The 17418-nt window shown below is 64.9% G+C and carries 18 protein-coding genes; 11 read left to right on the top strand and 7 right to left on the bottom strand.

Features of this window, described 5'->3' with window-relative positions:
* Window positions 1–15: 15 nt before the first annotated feature.
* From IVB41_RS18445 to IVB41_RS18455, 3 genes are read right to left on the bottom strand one after another with little or no spacing between them, the layout of a single operon-like run.
* Complete coding sequence (locus tag IVB41_RS18445; protein ID WP_247433648.1) at window positions 16–1497, bottom strand: PLP-dependent aminotransferase family protein; 1482 nt, start codon at window positions 1495–1497, stop codon at window positions 16–18.
* Window positions 1498–1547: 50 nt separating this feature from the next.
* Complete coding sequence (locus IVB41_RS18450; protein ID WP_247433650.1) at window positions 1548–2144, bottom strand: redoxin domain-containing protein; 597 nt, start codon at window positions 2142–2144, stop codon at window positions 1548–1550.
* Window positions 2145–2159: 15 nt separating this feature from the next.
* A complete protein-coding gene (locus IVB41_RS18455) occupies window positions 2160–3917 on the bottom strand; it encodes an MOSC and FAD-binding oxidoreductase domain-containing protein (protein WP_247433653.1) in 1758 nt (585 codons plus the stop codon).
* Between the two features lie 169 nt (window positions 3918–4086).
* Here IVB41_RS18455 and IVB41_RS18460 point away from each other — a divergent pair, with 169 nt between their 5' ends.
* The 5 genes from IVB41_RS18460 to IVB41_RS18480 all read left to right on the top strand — a co-directional run bounded on the left by IVB41_RS18460 (window position 4087) and on the right by IVB41_RS18480 (window position 6816).
* Window positions 4087–4467 (top strand): nuclear transport factor 2 family protein, encoded by a 381-nt coding sequence (locus IVB41_RS18460; protein ID WP_027569421.1) that lies wholly within the window; start codon window positions 4087–4089, stop codon window positions 4465–4467.
* A 260-nt stretch (window positions 4468–4727) separates the two neighbouring features.
* Complete coding sequence (locus tag IVB41_RS18465) at window positions 4728–5201, top strand: tellurite resistance TerB family protein (protein ID WP_027569422.1); 474 nt, start codon at window positions 4728–4730, stop codon at window positions 5199–5201.
* Between the two features lie 2 nt (window positions 5202–5203).
* A complete protein-coding gene (locus IVB41_RS18470; RefSeq protein ID WP_027569423.1) occupies window positions 5204–5566 on the top strand; it encodes a hypothetical protein in 363 nt (120 codons plus the stop codon).
* Window positions 5563–6198 (top strand): TerC family protein, encoded by a 636-nt coding sequence (locus IVB41_RS18475; RefSeq protein ID WP_247433655.1) that lies wholly within the window; start codon window positions 5563–5565, stop codon window positions 6196–6198. The genes IVB41_RS18470 and IVB41_RS18475 overlap by 4 nt, the downstream gene beginning before the upstream one ends.
* A 33-nt stretch (window positions 6199–6231) precedes the next feature.
* Window positions 6232–6816, top strand: a complete 585-nt coding sequence (locus IVB41_RS18480) for a TIGR00645 family protein (protein WP_247433659.1) — start codon at window positions 6232–6234, stop codon at window positions 6814–6816.
* Between the two features lie 37 nt (window positions 6817–6853).
* On the opposite strand, the gene IVB41_RS18485 is transcribed toward IVB41_RS18480, so the two are convergent.
* Together IVB41_RS18485 and IVB41_RS18490 are read right to left on the bottom strand one after the other, a co-directional pair.
* Complete coding sequence (locus IVB41_RS18485) at window positions 6854–7801, bottom strand: helix-turn-helix domain-containing protein (protein ID WP_247433662.1); 948 nt, start codon at window positions 7799–7801, stop codon at window positions 6854–6856.
* A gap of 95 nt (window positions 7802–7896) precedes the next feature.
* Window positions 7897–8835, bottom strand: a complete 939-nt coding sequence (locus tag IVB41_RS18490; RefSeq protein WP_247433665.1) for a LysR family transcriptional regulator — start codon at window positions 8833–8835, stop codon at window positions 7897–7899.
* 157 nt (window positions 8836–8992) lie between these two features.
* Here IVB41_RS18490 and IVB41_RS18495 point away from each other — a divergent pair, with 157 nt between their 5' ends.
* Window positions 8993–9568, top strand: coding sequence for a hypothetical protein (locus IVB41_RS18495; protein WP_247286690.1), 576 nt, complete (start codon window positions 8993–8995; stop codon window positions 9566–9568).
* Window positions 9569–9601: 33 nt separating this feature from the next.
* Here the strand turns inward: IVB41_RS18495 and IVB41_RS18500 are convergent, their stop codons facing one another.
* A complete protein-coding gene (locus tag IVB41_RS18500) occupies window positions 9602–10684 on the bottom strand; it encodes a substrate-binding domain-containing protein (RefSeq protein WP_247433668.1) in 1083 nt (360 codons plus the stop codon).
* A 113-nt stretch (window positions 10685–10797) separates the two neighbouring features.
* Between IVB41_RS18500 and IVB41_RS18505 the strand changes: the two genes are divergently transcribed.
* Complete coding sequence (locus IVB41_RS18505; protein WP_247434819.1) at window positions 10798–12282, top strand: aldehyde dehydrogenase family protein; 1485 nt, start codon at window positions 10798–10800, stop codon at window positions 12280–12282.
* Between the two features lie 187 nt (window positions 12283–12469).
* Window positions 12470–12733 (top strand): hypothetical protein, encoded by a 264-nt coding sequence (locus tag IVB41_RS18510; protein WP_027517277.1) that lies wholly within the window; start codon window positions 12470–12472, stop codon window positions 12731–12733.
* A gap of 7 nt (window positions 12734–12740) precedes the next feature.
* On the opposite strand, the gene IVB41_RS18515 is transcribed toward IVB41_RS18510, so the two are convergent.
* Window positions 12741–13637: an alpha/beta fold hydrolase gene (locus IVB41_RS18515; protein WP_247433671.1), complete on the bottom strand. Its 897-nt coding sequence runs from the start codon at window positions 13635–13637 to the stop codon at window positions 12741–12743.
* 181 nt (window positions 13638–13818) lie between these two features.
* On the opposite strand from IVB41_RS18515, the gene IVB41_RS18520 reads away from it, so the two are divergent.
* The 3 genes from IVB41_RS18520 (at window position 13819) to IVB41_RS18530 (ending at window position 17415) form a co-directional block, all read left to right on the top strand.
* The gene (locus tag IVB41_RS18520; RefSeq protein ID WP_247433675.1) at window positions 13819–15207 is read left to right on the top strand and encodes a class II 3-deoxy-7-phosphoheptulonate synthase; all 1389 of its coding nucleotides are present in this window, start codon (window positions 13819–13821) and stop codon (window positions 15205–15207) included.
* Window positions 15208–15211: 4 nt separating this feature from the next.
* Window positions 15212–15565, top strand: coding sequence for a diacylglycerol kinase (locus IVB41_RS18525; protein WP_085395859.1), 354 nt, complete (start codon window positions 15212–15214; stop codon window positions 15563–15565).
* 92 nt (window positions 15566–15657) lie between these two features.
* The gene (locus IVB41_RS18530) at window positions 15658–17415 is read left to right on the top strand and encodes an NAD+ synthase (RefSeq protein WP_247433679.1); all 1758 of its coding nucleotides are present in this window, start codon (window positions 15658–15660) and stop codon (window positions 17413–17415) included.
* The last annotated feature ends 3 nt before the right edge of the window (window positions 17416–17418 follow it).

The raw sequence follows: 17418 nt of genomic DNA on the forward strand, positions 1-17418 counted from the left end.
GTAAGAAACTGCCAGTTATCGTCTATTTGATAAGTCCAGTTCGGCGACGGCCTGTGCAAGAAGCCTGCAGCCGCGCTCGATCTGTGACACCTCCAGTGCCGAATAGCCCATGACGAGGCCGATTGTCTTCCGCGGTCGGCGAGGTCCGACGAACAGTGCCGAGACGGGATAGATGCCGACGCCCTTGGCATGGGCCGCCTTGATCAACGCGTCCTCTCGCTTCTGCGGCAGATTATCGAACCACGCCACGATGTGCAGGCCGGCGGCAGTGCCCTCGATCCGGACGCGATCCCCGAACCGGCGGCGAAGCGCGTCGAGCAGCGTGCGCTGGCGTTCGGCGTTGCGCCGGCGCACGCGCCTGATGTGGCCGTCATAGGCGCCGCTTTCAAGCATCGACGCGAGGGCATCCTGTTCGATCAGCGGCGTGTGCCGGTCCATGATCTGCTTGGCCGCGGCGAACAGGGATCGCAGGGCGGCGGGCACAACAAGATAGCCGATCCGCAAGGTCGGCGAGAGCGTCTTGGAGACGGTGCCGAGATAGATCACATTGCCGCCGCCTGCCAGCGCGTGCAGGGGCGGGATCGGCTTGGTGTCGTAGCGATACTCGCTGTCGTAATCATCCTCGATCACGTAGGCGTCGTTTGCCCTGGCCCAGGCGAGCAATTGGTGCCGGCGTCCGATCGGCATGACGCCGCCGAGCGGATATTGGTGCGACGGCGTGACATAGGCGAGGCGGGCTTCAACGCCGTCGAGCCGCGTGGTCTCCAGTCCATCCGCGTCGACCGGGATCGGGATCGTCTCGGCGCCCGTCGCCGCAAAGGTGTGCCGCGCCATCTGGTAGCCGGGATCCTCCATCACGAAGCGGTCGCCGGCGTCGAGCAGCAGGCGCGCGCAGATGTCGAGGCCCTGCTGCGAGCCGTTGACGACGACGATCTGATCGACCTCGCAGCGGACGCTGCGCGACCGCCAGAGATAGCCTTGGAGTGCGGTCCGCAGGCGCAGCGCGCCGCAGGGATCGTCATAGGCCAGCCGCTCGGGCTTGCGCGCCATCGCGGCAGTCACGGCCTTCTTCCAGGCCACTGCCGGGAAATCCGACGGCGCGAGCTCGCCATAGCGGAAGTTGGCGACGAGCCCGCGCGGCGGCTCGGTCCAGCGCGGCGGGTCTTGAAGCAACCGGTCCCCGAAGGCCGACAGCCGCACCTTCCGCGCCGACGCTCGCGACACTACGCGCGCGTGTCCCCGCTCGACGACGGCGCGGGCCACCCGCGGCCGCGCGCCATGGCGTGTCTCGATGAAGCCCTCGGCGGCGAGCTGTTCGTAGGCGATCGTGACGGTCGAGCGTGCCACGCCCATTTCGCCGGCCAGCGCGCGCGAGGACGGCAGCAACCCGTCGATCCCGTACACCCGCGCCAGGATCTGATCTCTCAAGGCCTCGTAGATCTGGCGCGCGCCCATGCGGTCGGCACGGAGAGCAGGATTGGTCTTCATCTGGATCATCCACATTCCAAGCCGGCATTCGCCCGAGCGGACGATGTCGGAATGTGGTTCTAGTCCCGTTCGCCGAGAGTTTCGACGTAAGCCTTGCCGTAGGGATGAAAATGCTCCTTGCGGCCCTGGTCCCACAGTGCCCTGAGGCCGGGCGCCGCGATGTCCCAATCCGGCCGGCACTTCATGCCGACTGCCCTGAGGTCCTGGCGGAGTTCTTCGACGGTTGGACGGCCGAAGAACCAGTAGCCGTTATAGATCTTGTGAATGACAAGGCCGGGCTCGAGCACGACCACGTGCGGAATCATCGGATTATGGACGGGGTCGGTGTATTCGGCGATGTCGAGATCTTTCTGAACGAGGCGCCGCGAATCCGAGAGGAAGGGCCAGTGCGCTCCGACGCCGCTGCGATATTCACTGGTCTGGATGATATTGTCGGTCGTGATCGTGACCATCCGGCAATAGCCCACCTCCATTTCGCGATGGAGTTGCAGCAAGCCTTCGGCCTGGCGGCGATCCTTGGGACAAAATCCACCGCGGCCGAGCACGAGCACCGTCGGATCGCCCGCCTGCAGCTCGGAGAGCTTTCGATGTTTGCCGGTGTGGTCGCTGAGCTCGTAATCAGGGAAAGTTACTCCCGGTATCATGTCAGGTCGCATCACGCTCTCCCAGTTTTACAGATCAATCACGACGTCGTTTCGGGGCCGTGAGCAGCAGATCAGGACATTGCCGTCCGCAGGCGGATCGAGCGGATCCGGCGCATAGTCGACCGTCCCCGCGATCAATCCGCTCTCGCAATTATGGCAGACGCCGGTCCGGCACGACCAGCGCACGGGGACGTCGCAAGCTTCGGCCAATTCCAGCAGGCTGGCGTAGGCCGGTCCCCAGCACACGTTGAGGCCGCTGCGGGCGAACGAAACCATCGGGCCGGGGCCAGGAGCGCCAACCGGCGAGTGCGCTCGCTTCTGCGGGGAGGACGCTATGCCGGGCGTCAAGGATGGTCCGGCGCCGAACAATTCGGTGTGGATGCGATCCGGTGCGATGCCCAGCGTTGCGAGGCCAGCTTTCAGATCGCTCATGAAAGCTGCCGGTCCGCACAGATAGAAATCGCCGTCACGCGGCACGCTCAGGGTCTGGAGCAGGCGTCCGTCGAGATGTCCGGCTGTATCGAACGCCACATTGAGACGATCGTCCGGGTCAGGCGCGCTGTAGCAGACGTGGCTATGGTGACGAGAGAGCCCACCTAGCAACTCGCGCGCCTCGGCGGCGAATGCATGTTCGCGGCCGTTGCGGGTGCCGTGCAGCCACCACACGTCCCGCGTCGTCCCTTCGGCGGCGAGGGCGTGGAGCATTGCGAGTACCGGAGTGACGCCGATGCCGGCGCTCAGCAGGACGACGGGACGCGCATCTTGCCGGAGCGTGAAACTGCCGCGTGGCGCACCGAGCTGCACGGCAGCGCCGTCCACCAGCTCGTCGGCGATGTAGCGGCTGGCGGCGCCGTGCGCTTCGCGCTTGACGCTGATGCGATAGGACGCGGCATCGGCGCCGCTCGACAGCGAATAGCTGCGCGTCATCGCCTGCGCAGCGGAAGGTTCGAGCCTGATGACGACGAATTGACCGGGCAGGGCGGCCGCCACGGGATGTCCGTCGGCGGGTTCGAGGATCAGCGACGTCACGTTGCCGCTTTCGGCGATCTTGCGCGCCACGCGAAATGAGCGGAATCCGCGCCAGGCGGGAGGAGGGCTCGCCGCCGGCCCAAGTCCGGCGTTTCCCGCGATCTTGTTGTCCTTCTGCTGCTCGAGCAGTGCCGCGAATGAACGCTGCCACCCGCGGCTCAGCGCGGGAATCCGCAGCGCGCGCTCCAGGCGTTCGCGCGGATGAGGCGGCAGGTAAAGCAGCGCATTGACCTCGAACACGCTCATGCGCTCGGGTCCCACAGCGATCTGTTTGATCTCGTCACCGGCTTCGACGTCGCCTTCCTCGAGCACACGGAAATAGAATCCGGGCCGCCCGTGCCTGACCAGCAGCGCGGCCATGTCCGGCTCGTCCATCCGAATGCCGAGCCGGTAGCAGGTGACGCGCGGCTGCGTCACTTCGAACAGGGCAGAGCCGATCCTGTAGCGGTCTCCGATGCACACGTTGGTGTCGGCGAGGCCCTCGACCGTAAAGTTCTCGCCGAACTGGCCATGAACGAGGTTCGATCGACCGAGATGCTCCTGCCAGTACCGATAGGATTCGTCCTGATAGACGAATACGGCACGATGTTCGCCGCCATGACCGGCCGTATCGCCCTGGCCGTCGCCATCGATGTTGAGCCGGCGCACCCTGCGCGGGCCTGTGACCTGCGCCTTCCAGATGCCGGTGTGGACGGTCCGACCCTGCCAGGCGACGTCGCGCGGCAGGCCGACATTCATTGAAAGCAGACGTGCCATTGCGTGTTCCCGATCTGGCTGCGCGGTTCTGCCGTCATCCTTGCAGCAAGAGGGCGTTTTTGGCTCGTTAGTCGTTGTTAGAGGTTGCGAGCAAGCCTTGCCACCGGCGGCCCTGAGGCCAATCTGAGAAGCCGTAACGCCAACGCAATCGGGACAACCGGAGGCCACGATGGATGATCAGGGCAAGCTGGCCGCGCTCCAGCGGCATTGGGACGCTTCGGATGCGAACGATTTCGAGGCCGAGCACGACATCTATCGCGGGGACGCGGTGCTCGACTATCCGCAATCCGGCGAGCGCATCCGCGGTCGCAGCAACATCCAGCAGAGCCGGTTCGTGCAACCGAACAAGAAGCGCTTCACGGTTCGGCGAATCGTCGGCGGCAACGATCTCTGGGTGAGCGAATTCGTGCTGACCTATGACGGGGTGCCGTCTTACGTGGTGAGCATCATGGAATTCCGCGACGGCCTGGTGGCGCACGAGACGCAGTATTTCGGCGACAGGTTCGAGCCCTCGCCCTCGCGGGCGCATCTTGTCGAGCGGGTGGAGTAACACACGGAACCCGATGCGGCGGCTGGTCGCAGTCGCGTCGCCTTGATTCCGACAGTCCCATCTTTATGTGTGGAAGGAACAAGAATCCGGGCCCCTCTGGCGAGGACGCCGACGCTGTCGGCAAACCTCGTGATGTCGGATGACCTGTCCCGCGCGAATGCGATGGATCGGCCGATCGTCGGGCCTTCTTGAGAGTCTCTCCGACCCAATCGTCCCCATCGCAGCTCCGTGCGGTCATTTCGCAAGATAAGGGAGCAACGATGTCCGACGCCAAGCATTCCAATCCGATCGAAATCGAGATCACCGAGCCGTCCAGCCTGAACGAGCAGGCTGCGGTGGCGCTGGTGATCGTCGGCGCGCTGGTTGCGGTTGCCGACCGCCAAGTTTCGCCGGTAGAACGCGACGAGGTCGTCCGTTTCATCCGGGATCGCAAGCTCGCACCGCACATATCGGAGGACCGACTCTACGCCATGTTCGACGAGCTTGCCGAACGACTCGAGGAGCCGGATTTCGCCAATGTGGTGATCGAGAATTTGCGTCCGGTTTCAGACCTGCCGCTGTCGGCTCATTTGATGGAACTGTCGGAGCGCGTCGCGGCCGCCGACGAGGACGTGCATCCCCACGAAGTGCAGGCGATCAAGCTGTTGCGCCTGCTGACGCTAGTGCTGCCGCGCGCAAAGCAGGTGGCGCCGGGTGCAGTGCGGGCCGAACAACGCATCGCCGCCGAGGAGTAAGCATGAGCGTAGTTTCGGACGAAGATAAGACAGGGACTGCGGGTGCTACCGGCCAGATGGCCGGCGGCGACCCGCGCCTCGACAAGCTCGTCCGTCGCCTCCCGCCTCGCATGGGTGACACCGTCACCTATCTGCTCAAGCCGTCCAGCCGCTGGGTGAGAATCCCCTCGGGCGCGCTGCTTATTGTCGGCGGCGTGCTCTCGTTCCTGCCAGTGCTCGGAATCTGGATGCTCCCGCTCGGCCTGGCTTTGCTCGCAGAAGACGTTCCCGCACTGCGATCCTCGCGCGGCAAGGTTTTGGATTGGGTCGAGCGGAAGAAGCCGCAATGGCTCGATCCTGCCGCACCGAAAAATGACCAGTCATGACTGAATTCATCACCACCGAAGCGCTGACCGCGCTGCTTCAGGTCGTCCTGATCGACCTCGTGCTCGCCGGCGACAATGCCGTCGTCATCGGCCTTGCCGCAGCCGGCCTGCCGGCCGAGCAGCGCCGGCGCGCCATCGTCGTCGGCATCATCGCCGCCACTGCGTTGCGCATCGTCTTCGCCGGCGTCGCGACCCAGCTTCTGCAAGTGATCGGGCTGTTGCTCGCCGGCGGCGTGCTGCTGCTCTGGGTCTGCTGGAAGATGTGGCGGGAGCTGCGCGTGCAGTCCGCGCACGCGAACGAGCTCGCGTTCAGCCATGGCGGCAGCCGCGCCGCGCCTGCCTCCCGAAAGACCTTCAGGCAGGCGGCCGTGCAGATCGTCGCCGCCGACGTCTCGATGTCGCTCGACAACGTGCTCGCGGTCGCGGGCGCTGCGCGCGAGCATCCCTATATCCTCGCCTTCGGCCTGCTGTTGTCGGTCGCGCTGATGGGCGTCGCCGCCGATTTGCTCGGCCGCGTGCTTCAGAAGCAGCGCTGGATCGGCTATGTCGGCCTCGCCATCATCGTTTACGTCGCCTTCGAGATGATCTATCGCGGGTCGCTCGAGCTCGCGCCTGTGATCGCGAGTCTCTGAGGCAACGTGCCTGTCCATCATCCGGAGTGATCAATGACATCCGAACCCAAAGCACCTTCGGCGGTTTCCGTGCCGGCGCCGCAAATCGGCGCGTTTGCCCAACTCATCTTTGGCTCGCGCTGGCTGCAGGTCCCGCTTTATGTCGGCCTGATCGTCGCGCAGGCCGTCTATGTGCTGCTGTTTCTGAAGGAGCTCTGGCACCTGGTCGTGCACTCGTTCGACGCCACCGAGCAGCAGATCATGCTGGTCGTGCTCGGGCTGATCGACGTCGTGATGATCTCGAACCTGCTGGTGATGGTGATCGTCGGCGGTTACGAGACCTTCGTCTCGCGCCTGAACCTCAGCGGTCATCCGGACGAGCCCGAATGGCTCAGCCACGTCAACGCCAGCGTGCTCAAGATCAAGCTTGCGATGGCGATCATCGGCATCTCCTCGATCTCTCTGCTCAGGACCTTCATCGAGGCAGGTAATCTCGGCACGACGCGGAGTAATTTCACCGAGGGCGGCGTGATGTGGCAGGTGCTGATCCACTTGACCTTCATCATCTCCGCGATCGGCATCGCCTGGGTCGACCGCCTCGGCGATAGCGGCCAACGCAAGGGAGCCGGCCACGGCTGAGCGTGACACACGGGCGCTCAAAGACCGAAGGCTGCGCTCAGGGACGTCGGCTCCGCGCCAGCGTCTCGGAGGGCGTCTCGCCGAACGCCAATCTGTAGCCGCGCGAGAACTCACCAAGATGCCAGAAGCCGTTGCCGAGCGCTGCGGCCTTGACGCTCATGCCGCCGCCTCCGACCATGAGCTGGATGCGGGCGGACCACAGCCGCTTGAGGCGCAGATAGTGGTGCAGGCTCACGCCGTGCACTGCGTGCGCGGCCGTCTGGAGCGTACGCACCGATACGCCGAGCGCAGAGGCGAGGTCGTCACTGTAGAGTGCCTTGCTGCCGGACCACATGACCATTTCGTCGAGGCGCGCGATCAGCTTGCGGTGCTTGGCGAACGATCCCCGTCGCGCGGTCAGCCCGCCTGCCGGCGCGAGCGCATCGTCGAGGCAGGCGAGCAGCGTCTCCTGGATGGGTCGGTTGAGCGCCTCGAATTGCCGGGGATCGTTGCACGCCGAGGCGAGCGAGAACATCTCCAGGATAGCGGTACGCAGGCGCGCCATCGGATGGTCCTGCGCGCGAACATATGCGAGGCCCGTGTCGAAATCCGTCCAGCCGCGATGACGCATGTCCGAGTTGAAGCGCAGCATCAGGTAAGTGTTGGGATGATGCTCGATCGCATCTACGGGCGCTTTGCCGCGCATCATGGCAATCGTGGAATTGTCGACCTCGCGGCCGTTGGAGGTGGAGTGAAACGCGAGGGGGACAACGAGGCCGACACCATTGTCCGTGCCGATCTCGGCCTCAAACCGCCGTGCAAAGGAGCGCTGGAGCACGAACAGCCCATCCTGGAGCGGCAGGATGGCGCGAGACAGCGAGAATTCGCGCGGGCGGAGCGGCGTGCTGATGCCGAGGCCGAGCACCTCGTTGGCGCGAAACTCGGAGAAATCCGAGAAGCGCTCGATGCCGAGGATTCGCGAAGGCTTCAGCCGACATAGCGGCATCTCGGAATCCTGGCGTGAGGGATGAGCCGCAAAATACAAACGCTATCAGATGGTCGACCATCGGCCCTATCCCGGAAGACTACTGCGACGCTTCATCACGCAACCTGCGGATAGGCCGCGTTTTCCCGCCGCTCGCGCTCGCCCAATTCGCGCACCAGCTCCTGGAGGAAGGATTCCGTGTGGGCGGGCAGGGTGCGCTCGGCGCGAACGTAGATGCCGAGATCTGACCACACCGGACTGCCGGCGTTGTCGAGCGGCAGGAAGACGAGCCGGCTGTCGCGCGACAGTCGGTCGATGCCGAGCTGGGTCTGGAAGGCGACGCCGACGCCGCGCGCGGCGAGCTCGCGCATCAGGTCGATCGAGTTGGCCTGGATGGCAGGCTCCGGCGTCTCGGGCAGCTGCGCGATCAGCGGCTGGAGCAGATGGTAGATCGATAGCTCCGGCAGCGCGTGGATGACTGGAAAGGCGAGACATTGGGTCAGCGTGACCGTCTTGCCGCGCGCCAGGGGATGATCGCACGCCACGACCGCGCCGAGGCGAAACCGCTTCAAGGCGACCTGGCGCAGATCCGGCGGATGGCGAAGCGCCATGGCGATACCGATGTCGGCCTCGCCGCGGCTCAGGGCCTCCAGCACATCCGACGATCCCTTCACCTCGGTGGTGAAGCTGACGCGCCGGGCGCGGCCGCGATGGGCGGCTATCAGGTCCGGCAGCACCGACTCCGTGAGCGACTCGATGCAGGCAATGCTGACAGTGCCGTGCCACGTCCCGGACAGGGACGCGACGTCCGAGCGGAAGCGGTCGAGGTCCTGGAGCACGTTCATGACGTGCCGGGCCAACATCTCGCCGACCGTCGTCAGCGTCAGGCCGCGCGCATTGCGCTCGAACAACGGTGACCCAACCTCTTGTTCAAGCTTGAGAATCTGGCGACTTACGGCCGACGAGGCAACGTTCAGCAGGCGCGCCGCGGCCCGGATCGAACCGGTGCGGCGAACGGCGTGGAAGTACTGGATGGCCGGTGAGTGAAAGCGCATGGGACCCCCGGCTGGACTATAGCTGTTGCTGAAACGGCATCAACATGTGCGAAATTCTGTGCTTTTCGAGCGCGCTCCTCCCACCTAGGTTCGCCGCCGGATTGCCGGTTCCGCCAGACCGTCACGCCATGCGCAACGAGGCGCCAGGGGATTCGGGGTGGACGAGAACATTGTTTGCGAGGTCGCGCCGGACACGCGCCTGGTCGATCGCCGTCGCGCGGCCGCCTATGTCGGCGTGACCGCCGGACGCTTCGAGCAACTGGTGCGCGACAGCGTCGTGCCACCGCCTGTTATGGTGGACAACAAGCGGCGCTGGCCGCTCGCGCTGCTCGACGTTGCGAAGGACGCGGTTGTCACCAGCAGTATGCCGAGCCTGCCGCAGGTGATGGTTGAGATTGCGCAGGACGCGCGTCTCTGCGAACGGGCCCCGGCACCGGCCTTGCACGAACTGCCGGACCAGGCCTGGTTCGAGCAGCGCGCGCGGTTCGTTCAACGCGTGCGCCGCTCACTGCTGTCGGGCAACGAGATCCGTCTCTTGCGCGAGTTCAAGCTGCTCAGGCAGAACCAGATCAGCATGTTCGGCTATTACGGCAGCTTCGAAGCCCTGATGGTGCGCGGCTACATCGTCGAGCTCGCGCGAAAGCCGCCGTCGAGCCGTCCGCTGGTGACGTACCGGCTGACCGCGCAGGGCGAGCGGGTCCTGTCGGCGCTGAAGGACGAGCCGGCGATCTGACCGGCGCGGACAAGGCGACGGCATCCTTCGGCATCATCGCACGGCGTGCATCTCCAGAAACGCCTTCACGCCGGTGACGGTGCCCGTGTCCGACGGCACATAGCCGGGTAGTGTCGCGACGGCCGCGCGAAAATCGGCGCTGCGGATGATCTCCAGGATGCGCTGCATCGGCTCGGTGTCCAGGAACGCGCGCTTGCAGACGAAGAAATAATCCTCGGTCAAGAGCCGGATGAAATCGAGGCCGAAATGCCGGGCCGCGGCTTCGACGCCGAAACTCGCGTCAGCCATGCCGCTCGCGACATAGGCTGCGACCGCGGCGTGGGTGAATTCGATCTGCTGCGCGCCGTTGATGCGGCTCTCGTCGATGCCGTTTGCTGCAAGCAGTTGGTCGAACAGAAGCCGCGTGCCGGAATCGTGATCGCGGTTGACGAAGCGGACTTTGGGTCCGGTGAGATCATCAAGCGAAGCGATGCGCAGCGGATTGCCGCGCGCGACCATCAATCCCATTTCGCGTGTGACGAAGCTGATGATGCGATCCTCGCGCGGATCGAGCCATTCGCGCGCAGCCTTGATGCCCTGGGCGCGCAGCGCGCCGTGCGGCAGATGCAGGCCGGAGAGATCGCAGGCGCCCTGCGCCAGCGAGACCAGCGAATGCTGGTTGCTGACATAGCGCAGATCGACGCCGATGCCGGGCTCGCGGTCAAGGAATTCGCGCAGTTTTGCGACCGCAAAGCCGTGGCTGGCATGCACGCGGATCACCGACGGGCGCTGCTCGAGGAATGGCTTGATCTCGCTTGCCAACTCCTGCGCCAAATTTTCAAGCTGAGGTCCGAGCCGGGCCTGCATGCGCTCGCCCGCCCACACCAGCCGCTCGCCGAACGGTGTGAGCTTTGAGCCTTTGCCGCGCTGGGTCTCGACCAGCGGCGTGCCGAAGAACTCCGACCATTGCTCGATCAGATTCCAGACATGGCGATAGGAGAGATGCGCGTCGTTGGCCGCGCTGGTGATCTTCCCGGTTCTCCTGATCTCGTTGAGGACGCCGAGCATGATGATGGCGGTGCGCGGATTCCCCTCGCGGCGAAACCGCCAGACGGCCTCGATCTCGATCTGAAGCATCGGTCTTCCTTATGAACTGCACTTCATATGATGGTGGTCCATTTGCAATCCATATCATATTTACTCCCGCCCCTAGGCGCCTAGTCTGGTATACCAGAACTGGAGAAAATATGATGTCTGTTGCATATGACTTTGTACATTCGCCTGCGAGCGAGTTCATGTCCCGCCCACAGCATCTGCTGATCGACGGCCGCCGCGTCCCCGCCAGCTCCGGTCGCACCTTCAAGTCGCTCAATCCGGCCACCGGGCAGGTCATCGCCGTCGTCGCCGAAGGCAACGAGGCCGATGTGGAGCATGCGGTCGCCGCCGCGCGCCGCGCTTTCGAAGGTCCCTGGCGCACGATGCGGGCGTCCGAACGCGGCCAGATCCTGCTGCGCTGGGCAGACCTGCTCAAGGTCCACGCCGAGGAGATCATCGAGCTCGAGTCGATCGACGCCGGCAAGCCGATCTCCGCGACATCGCGGCAGGATTTTCCGGCCGCCGTCGACACGCTGATCTACTACGCCGGTTGGGCCGACAAGATCAGCGGCGACGTCGTGCCCGTGCGCGATGATGCCCTGACTTACACCGTGCGCGAGCCGGTCGGCGTGGTCGCGGCGATCGTGCCCTGGAATTTCCCGCTGATGATCGGGATGTGGAAGCTCGCGCCGGCGCTGGCCTGCGGCTGCACCATCGTGATGAAGCCGGCCGAGCTGACCTCGTTGTCGGCGCTACGCATCGCCGAGCTCGCGCTCGAAGCCGGCCTGCCGGCGGGCGTCTTCAACGTCGTCACTGGCCCCGGCCGGGTCGTCGGCGACGCGCTGGTCAATCACCCTGACGTGGACAAGGTCACCTTCACCGGCTCTCCCGGTGTGGGGCGGGGAATCATGAAGGCCGCCGCAAGCAACTTCAAGCGCATCTCGCTCGAGCTGGGAGGCAAGTCGGCCAACGTCATTTTCGACGATGCCGATCTCGAAGCCGCATCGAAAGCTGCGGCTTCCGGCATCTTCTTCAACGCCGGCCAGGTCTGCTCGGCCGGCTCCCGGGTGCTCGTGCAGGAGAAGGCCTATGACGAGGTCGTCGAGCGACTGGCGGCGCGCGCGAAGTCGCTCAGGATCGGCGACCCGCTCGACCGCAAGACGACGCTCGGTCCCGTGATCTCAGAGAAGCAGATGAAGTCGATCCTCGACTATGTCGAGATCGGCCGGAAGGAGGGCGCGACCCTCGTCACCGGTGGCGAGAAGGTCGGCGACCGCGGCTACTTCATCAGCCCCGCGGTGTTCGCGAATGTCGCGCACGAGATGCGGATCTCGCAGGAGGAGATCTTCGGGCCAGTCGTCAGCGTCATCAAGTTCAAGGACGAGGCCGACGCTTTGCGGATTGCCAACGGCACGGCCTACAGCCTCGCCGCCGGCGTGTGGAGCCGCGACATCGGCAAGCTGCAGCGCTTCGCCAAGCAGGCGCGCGCGGGCACGGTCTGGATGAACACCTATGGCTATACCGACGTGCGGCTGCCCTGGGGCGGCGAGCGCGACTCCGGCCTCGGCCGCGAGCATGGCACCGCCGCGCTCGACAATTTCACCGAGCCCAAGGCTGTCTGGATGAATCTGGCCGTCTGATACCTCCCGAGCGGCCAAGCCTGGAGCCCGCCTGATCACCCGCGCAGGCGGGCTCTTTTTTCGAGATCGATAAAATTGTCTGCATTCCGCTCAGCGGCGGCAAACCCTGCGGACAAGAACTGTGCGGCCTTAAACTCCGGCTTTGGAACCGGCGTGCATCCTGCCTGCAACAGGGTGGGGCATCAGCATGTCAGTTCTCAGGGAGGTCGTCGTCGCGGTCGCGGGAGTCTATGCGCTCCTGTTCGCGTGCGACGCAGTGTTCGGGGTCGGCGAGGCACGCTTCGACGACGCCTATTACAGCGCCAGCTTCTACGCGCCGCGGCCAAAGGAGTTTCGTTTCGCCGGCGATACGCCGCCAGCCGTCCGCGTCAGCGAGGCGTTTGCGCAATTCGCGCCGGGCGAAGCCAAGCCGAACAAGCGCTACTCGTCGCTGACCACGATCCTCCGGTAAGCGCCGTCTACTCTCCCTGGATCCATTCCGCGACGCCGCGCCACAATGTGTCGCGGTGGTCGGGGCGGAAGAAGCCGAAATGGCCAATCGCCTTGGCGCCGACGTCGGAGGGCTTCACGTTGAGCACCTCCGGCTTGATCGCGGTGAATCCGCTCGCAAGCAGCTCGACCGCGGGCCGCGTCGCCCAGGGATCGTCGGAGAAGCAGAGGGTGCGCAACTCGCCCTTGAACCTGGCGAAATTCTCCAGCTCAGGCAGCTTTGAATCGAAGAGATAGCGGGGGCTCGAGACCCACTCGGCCCATTGCAGGAAGACGCCCTTGGGCAAATCCTCACCGATGCCGGCCCAGCCCGGCGCGTAACCGAGCGCGTGCACGAGCGGCACACCGACAAAATTCATGAAGGCAAAGACGCGGTATTTTTCCGGCGACGTCATCAGCCGCCAGGTCGCGGCCTGCGAGGCCACGAACGCGGCGCGCGAAATCTCCGTGTTGTTCGCGATTAGCCCGAGGGCCTGGCCGCCAAAGGAGTGGCCGATATAGGCGAGAGGGAGAGTGTTGTAGCGCTCGCGCATCCAGTGCACTGCGGCGGTAACGTCGAGCGCGGCCCAGTCCGACATCGAGGCCTTGAAGCCGACCAGCGATTTCGGCTGGTTGTAGCCAACCATCGCCGGCAGCCGGGAGTCCCCGATGCCGCGATAGTCGTAGGTCAGGACCGCGCAGCCGCGATGGGCGAGATAGGAGGCAAAGCCGCGATAGATTTTTCGCGGGACGGCCGTCGCCGAATTGACCAACACGGCATGACGTTTGGTGCCGCGCGGCAAGAATAGCGTACCGCTCAGCGCATACCCGTCGGTCGCCGGGAAGCTGATCTCGTCGATGAAAACGTCGTCCAGTGCCACGTCCATGGGCCGAAGGTATCTTGCCAGTTTCCAAGCCGTTTCCCAGCAAATGCGAATTTGGCTTTCCCCGCAAGGCTTTGCAGTGCCAGATGGATTTACAACTGGCGGCCGGTGGCCAGCCTGTGTATAAGGCGACCCTCGCAACCCACAGATCAGGTTGTGCTTTTTGCTTCACGGAGAGATTGCGATGTCCGAGCGGTGGACGCCCGAGTCCTGGCGCAGCATGCCGGTGCTACAGGTGCCCGATTATCCCGACGCCAAGGCCCTGGCCGACGTCGAGGCGCAGCTTGCGACCTTTCCGCCGCTGGTATTCGCGGGCGAGGCGCGCAATCTGAAAAAGGCGCTGGCGCGGGTCGCGGCCGGTGAGGCCTTCCTGCTGCAGGGCGGCGACTGCGCCGAGAGCTTTGCCGAGCACGGCGCCAACAACATCCGAGACTTCTTTCGCGTGCTGCTCCAGATGGCGGTGGTGCTGACCTATGCCGGCGCCGTCCCGGTGGTGAAGGTCGGGCGCGTCGCCGGCCAGTTCGCAAAACCCCGGTCCTCGCCGATGGAGAAGATCGACGGTGTCGAGCTGCCGAGCTATCGCGGCGACATCGTCAACGACATCGCCTTCACCAAGCAAGCGCGCGTCCCTGATCCGCAGCGCCAGCTGATGGCCTATCGCCAGTCGGCCGCGACGCTGAACCTGCTGCGTGCGTTCGCGACCGGCGGCTACGCCAATCTCGGCAGCGTGCATCAGTGGATGCTCGGCTTCCTCAAGGATAGTCCGCAGTCCCGCCGCTACAAGGAGTTGGCCGACCGCATCTCTGATGCGCTCAATTTCATGCGCGCCTGCGGCCTCGATCTCGAGGCCCACCCGGAGCTGCGCGCCACCGATTTCTACACCAGCCACGAGGCCCTGCTGCTCGGCTACGAGCAGGCCATGACCCGCGTCGATTCCACCACCGGCGACTGGTACGCGACCTCGGGTCACATGATCTGGATCGGCGACCGCACCCGCCAGCTCGACCACGGCCATATCGAATATTTCCGCGGCATCAAGAATCCAATCGGGCTCAAATGCGGACCGTCGCTCAAGCCCGACGAACTGCTGAAGCTGATCGAGGTGCTCAATCCCGACAACGAACCGGGCCGGTTGACGCTGATCGGCCGCTTCGGCTCCGACAAGATCGGCGAGCACCTGCCGAACATGATCCGCGCCGTGAAGCGCGAGGGCAAAGTGGCGGTCTGGTCGTGCGACCCCATGCACGGCAACACCATCACCTCGACGTCAGGTTACAAGACGCGGCCCTTCGACCGCATCCTGTCGGAGGTGAAGTCGTTCTTCGCGATTCACGCCGCGGAAGGCACCCATGCCGGCGGCGTGCATCTGGAGATGACCGGCCAGGACGTCACCGAGTGCCTCGGCGGCGCCCGCGCGATCACCGACGAGGATCTCAACGACCGCTATCACACGGTCTGTGATCCCCGGCTCAACGCCGAGCAATCCATCGACATGGCTTTCCTGGTCGCAGAACTGCTCAAGCAGGAACGCGCCGGCAAGGTCAGGCCGATGCCCGCCGCAGCGGGGCTCTAGAACCTTGCTGCGGATCTGGAAGGCCACGATCAATTCCCGTAACGGTCTGGCCTTTGCGTTCCGCTCGGAGCAGGCCGTCCGCGAGGAGATCGTTGCGCTCCTCTTGTCGCTGCCGCTTGCGTGGTTGGTCGGCGCGACCGCGATGCGCGCGGTCGAGCTGATCTGCGCGGTCGCGTTCGTGCTGGTGGTCGAACTGCTCAATACGGCGATCGAGAAGCTTGCCGACCGGCTGACCATGGATCACGACAAGCAGATCGGACGGGTCAAGGACATGGGGTCGGCCGCGGTCGGTGTTGCGCTGCTGATGGCCGGCGCGTTCTGGATCATCGCCATCATCGAGCGATTGGGATTCCTCTAGAGCGCTAATCGCGCTTTAGGTTGTTGTTTTGGGCATGATCTTTTCGGAAGACCGCTTCGCACTTTTCCGGATCATGCTCTGATCGGAGCGCCATGACCGAACGTCTCAACGCATTCGCGGTCACGCTCGCCCAGCTCAATCCGACCATGGGCGACATCGAGGGCAATGCCGCGAAAGCGCGCGCGGCGCGCGTGCAGGCGGCCGCCGACGGCGCCGATCTCGTGCTGTTTCCGGAATTGTTCATCGCCGGTTACCCGCCGGAAGATCTGGTGCAGAAGGCTTCCTTTCAGGCGGCCTGCCGCGCTGCGATCGAAGCGCTGGCGCGCGAGACCGCCGATGGCGGGCCGGCCATGCTGATCGGCACGCCCTGGGTCGAGGAGGGCAGGCTCTACAATGCCTGCGCGCTGCTCGATGGCGGTCGTATCGCTGGCTTGCGCTTCAAATGCAATCTGCCGAACTACGGCGTGTTCGACGAGAAGCGGCTGTTTTCGCGTGGCCCCGCGGCCGGCCCCGTCACCGTGCGCGGCGTGCGCGTCGGTGTGCCGATCTGCGAGGACATCTGGCTGGAGGAGTCCGAGGATTACGAGAACGTGGTCGAGACGCTGGCCGAGACCGGCGCCGAGATCATCCTTGTGCCGAACGGATCTCCTTATGCCCGCAACAAGGCCGACGTGCGTTTGTCGGTCGCGGTCGCGCGCGTCACCGAGTGCGGCCTGCCGCTGGTCTATCTCAACCAGGTTTGCGGGCAGGACGAACTGGTGTTCGACGGCGCCTCCTTCGCGCTCAACGGCGACCTTTCGCTCGCAGCGCAATTGCCGGCGTTCGCGGAGAGCGTCACCACACTGCGGTTCACACGAAGCGGCGACGATTGGCGCTGCACCGGTCCGATCGCCGCGCAGGCCGAGGGCGACCACGCCGACTACGCGGCCTGCGTGCTGGGTCTGCGCGACTACGTCGCCAAGAATGGCTTTCCTGGTGTGCTGCTCGGGATTTCCGGCGGCATCGACTCCGCGCTGTGCGCCGCGATCGCGGTCGACGCGCTGGGTGCGGATCAGGTGCATGGCGTGATGCTGCCTTATCGCTACACTGCGGCAAGCTCGATTGCTGACGCCGGCGAGCTCGCCGGCCATCTCGGCATCCGCTACGAGGTGCTGCCGATCGCGGAAGCGGTGAACGGGTTCGAGACCATCCTGTCCGGCGTCTTCAAGAATCTGCCGCCCGATGTCACCGAGGAAAATCTCCAGGCCCGGACTCGCGGCACGCTGCTGATGGCGATCTCCAACAAGACCGGCCTGATGGTGGTGACGACAGGCAACAAGTCGGAGATGTCGGTCGGCTACGCCACGCTCTATGGCGACATGAACGGCGGCTTCAATCCGATCAAGGATATCTACAAGACGCAGGTGTTTCGGCTGGCAAGCTTGCGCAATTCGTGGAAGCCCGAGGGGGCGCTGGGGCCGGAAGGCGAGGTGATCCCGCCCGACATCACCACGCGTCCGCCGACCGCGGAGCTGCGCGAGAACCAGACCGACCAGGATTCATTGCCGGCCTACGACGTGCTCGATGCCATCCTGGAGCGTCTGATCGAGCGCGAGGAGCCGCTCGACACGATCATCGCCGCCGGCTTCGACCGCGAGACGGTGACCCGCATCGACCATCTCCTTAACGTCGCCGAATACAAGCGCCGCCAGGCCGCGCCCGGCGTCAAGGTGACGGCCAGGAATTTCGGCCGCGACCGCCGCTATCCCATCACCAACCGCTTTCGCGATAAAGGCGAGCAGCTCGCCGCCCCGGACGAGACGCTGGTGTCGCGTGGGAGCAAAGCCTCGATCGACGCATTCGAGGGGTGAGGC

Origin of the sequence: Bradyrhizobium sp. 44 (assembly GCF_023073095.1) — a bacterium.
GTDB lineage: Bacteria > Pseudomonadota > Alphaproteobacteria > Rhizobiales > Xanthobacteraceae > Bradyrhizobium.

What these genes read in the sequence shown, in the direction of transcription:
- IVB41_RS18445 (WP_247433648.1), bottom strand. Translation starts at nt 1,497, where the DNA reads ATGATCCAGATGAAGACCAATCCTGCTCTCCGTGCCGACCGCATGGGC.
- IVB41_RS18450 (WP_247433650.1), bottom strand. Translation starts at nt 2,144, where the DNA reads ATGCGACCTGACATGATACCGGGAGTAACTTTCCCTGATTACGAGCTC.
- IVB41_RS18455 (WP_247433653.1), bottom strand. Translation starts at nt 3,917, where the DNA reads ATGGCACGTCTGCTTTCAATGAATGTCGGCCTGCCGCGCGACGTCGCC.
- IVB41_RS18460 (WP_027569421.1), top strand. Translation starts at nt 4,087, where the DNA reads ATGGATGATCAGGGCAAGCTGGCCGCGCTCCAGCGGCATTGGGACGCT.
- IVB41_RS18465 (WP_027569422.1), top strand. Translation starts at nt 4,728, where the DNA reads ATGTCCGACGCCAAGCATTCCAATCCGATCGAAATCGAGATCACCGAG.
- IVB41_RS18470 (WP_027569423.1), top strand. Translation starts at nt 5,204, where the DNA reads ATGAGCGTAGTTTCGGACGAAGATAAGACAGGGACTGCGGGTGCTACC.
- IVB41_RS18475 (WP_247433655.1), top strand. Translation starts at nt 5,563, where the DNA reads ATGACTGAATTCATCACCACCGAAGCGCTGACCGCGCTGCTTCAGGTC.
- IVB41_RS18480 (WP_247433659.1), top strand. Translation starts at nt 6,232, where the DNA reads ATGACATCCGAACCCAAAGCACCTTCGGCGGTTTCCGTGCCGGCGCCG.
- IVB41_RS18485 (WP_247433662.1), bottom strand. Translation starts at nt 7,801, where the DNA reads ATGCCGCTATGTCGGCTGAAGCCTTCGCGAATCCTCGGCATCGAGCGC.
- IVB41_RS18490 (WP_247433665.1), bottom strand. Translation starts at nt 8,835, where the DNA reads ATGCGCTTTCACTCACCGGCCATCCAGTACTTCCACGCCGTTCGCCGC.
- IVB41_RS18500 (WP_247433668.1), bottom strand. Translation starts at nt 10,684, where the DNA reads ATGCTTCAGATCGAGATCGAGGCCGTCTGGCGGTTTCGCCGCGAGGGG.
- IVB41_RS18505 (WP_247434819.1), top strand. Translation starts at nt 10,798, where the DNA reads ATGTCTGTTGCATATGACTTTGTACATTCGCCTGCGAGCGAGTTCATG.
- IVB41_RS18510 (WP_027517277.1), top strand. Translation starts at nt 12,470, where the DNA reads ATGTCAGTTCTCAGGGAGGTCGTCGTCGCGGTCGCGGGAGTCTATGCG.
- IVB41_RS18515 (WP_247433671.1), bottom strand. Translation starts at nt 13,637, where the DNA reads ATGGACGTGGCACTGGACGACGTTTTCATCGACGAGATCAGCTTCCCG.
- IVB41_RS18520 (WP_247433675.1), top strand. Translation starts at nt 13,819, where the DNA reads ATGTCCGAGCGGTGGACGCCCGAGTCCTGGCGCAGCATGCCGGTGCTA.
- IVB41_RS18530 (WP_247433679.1), top strand. Translation starts at nt 15,658, where the DNA reads ATGACCGAACGTCTCAACGCATTCGCGGTCACGCTCGCCCAGCTCAAT.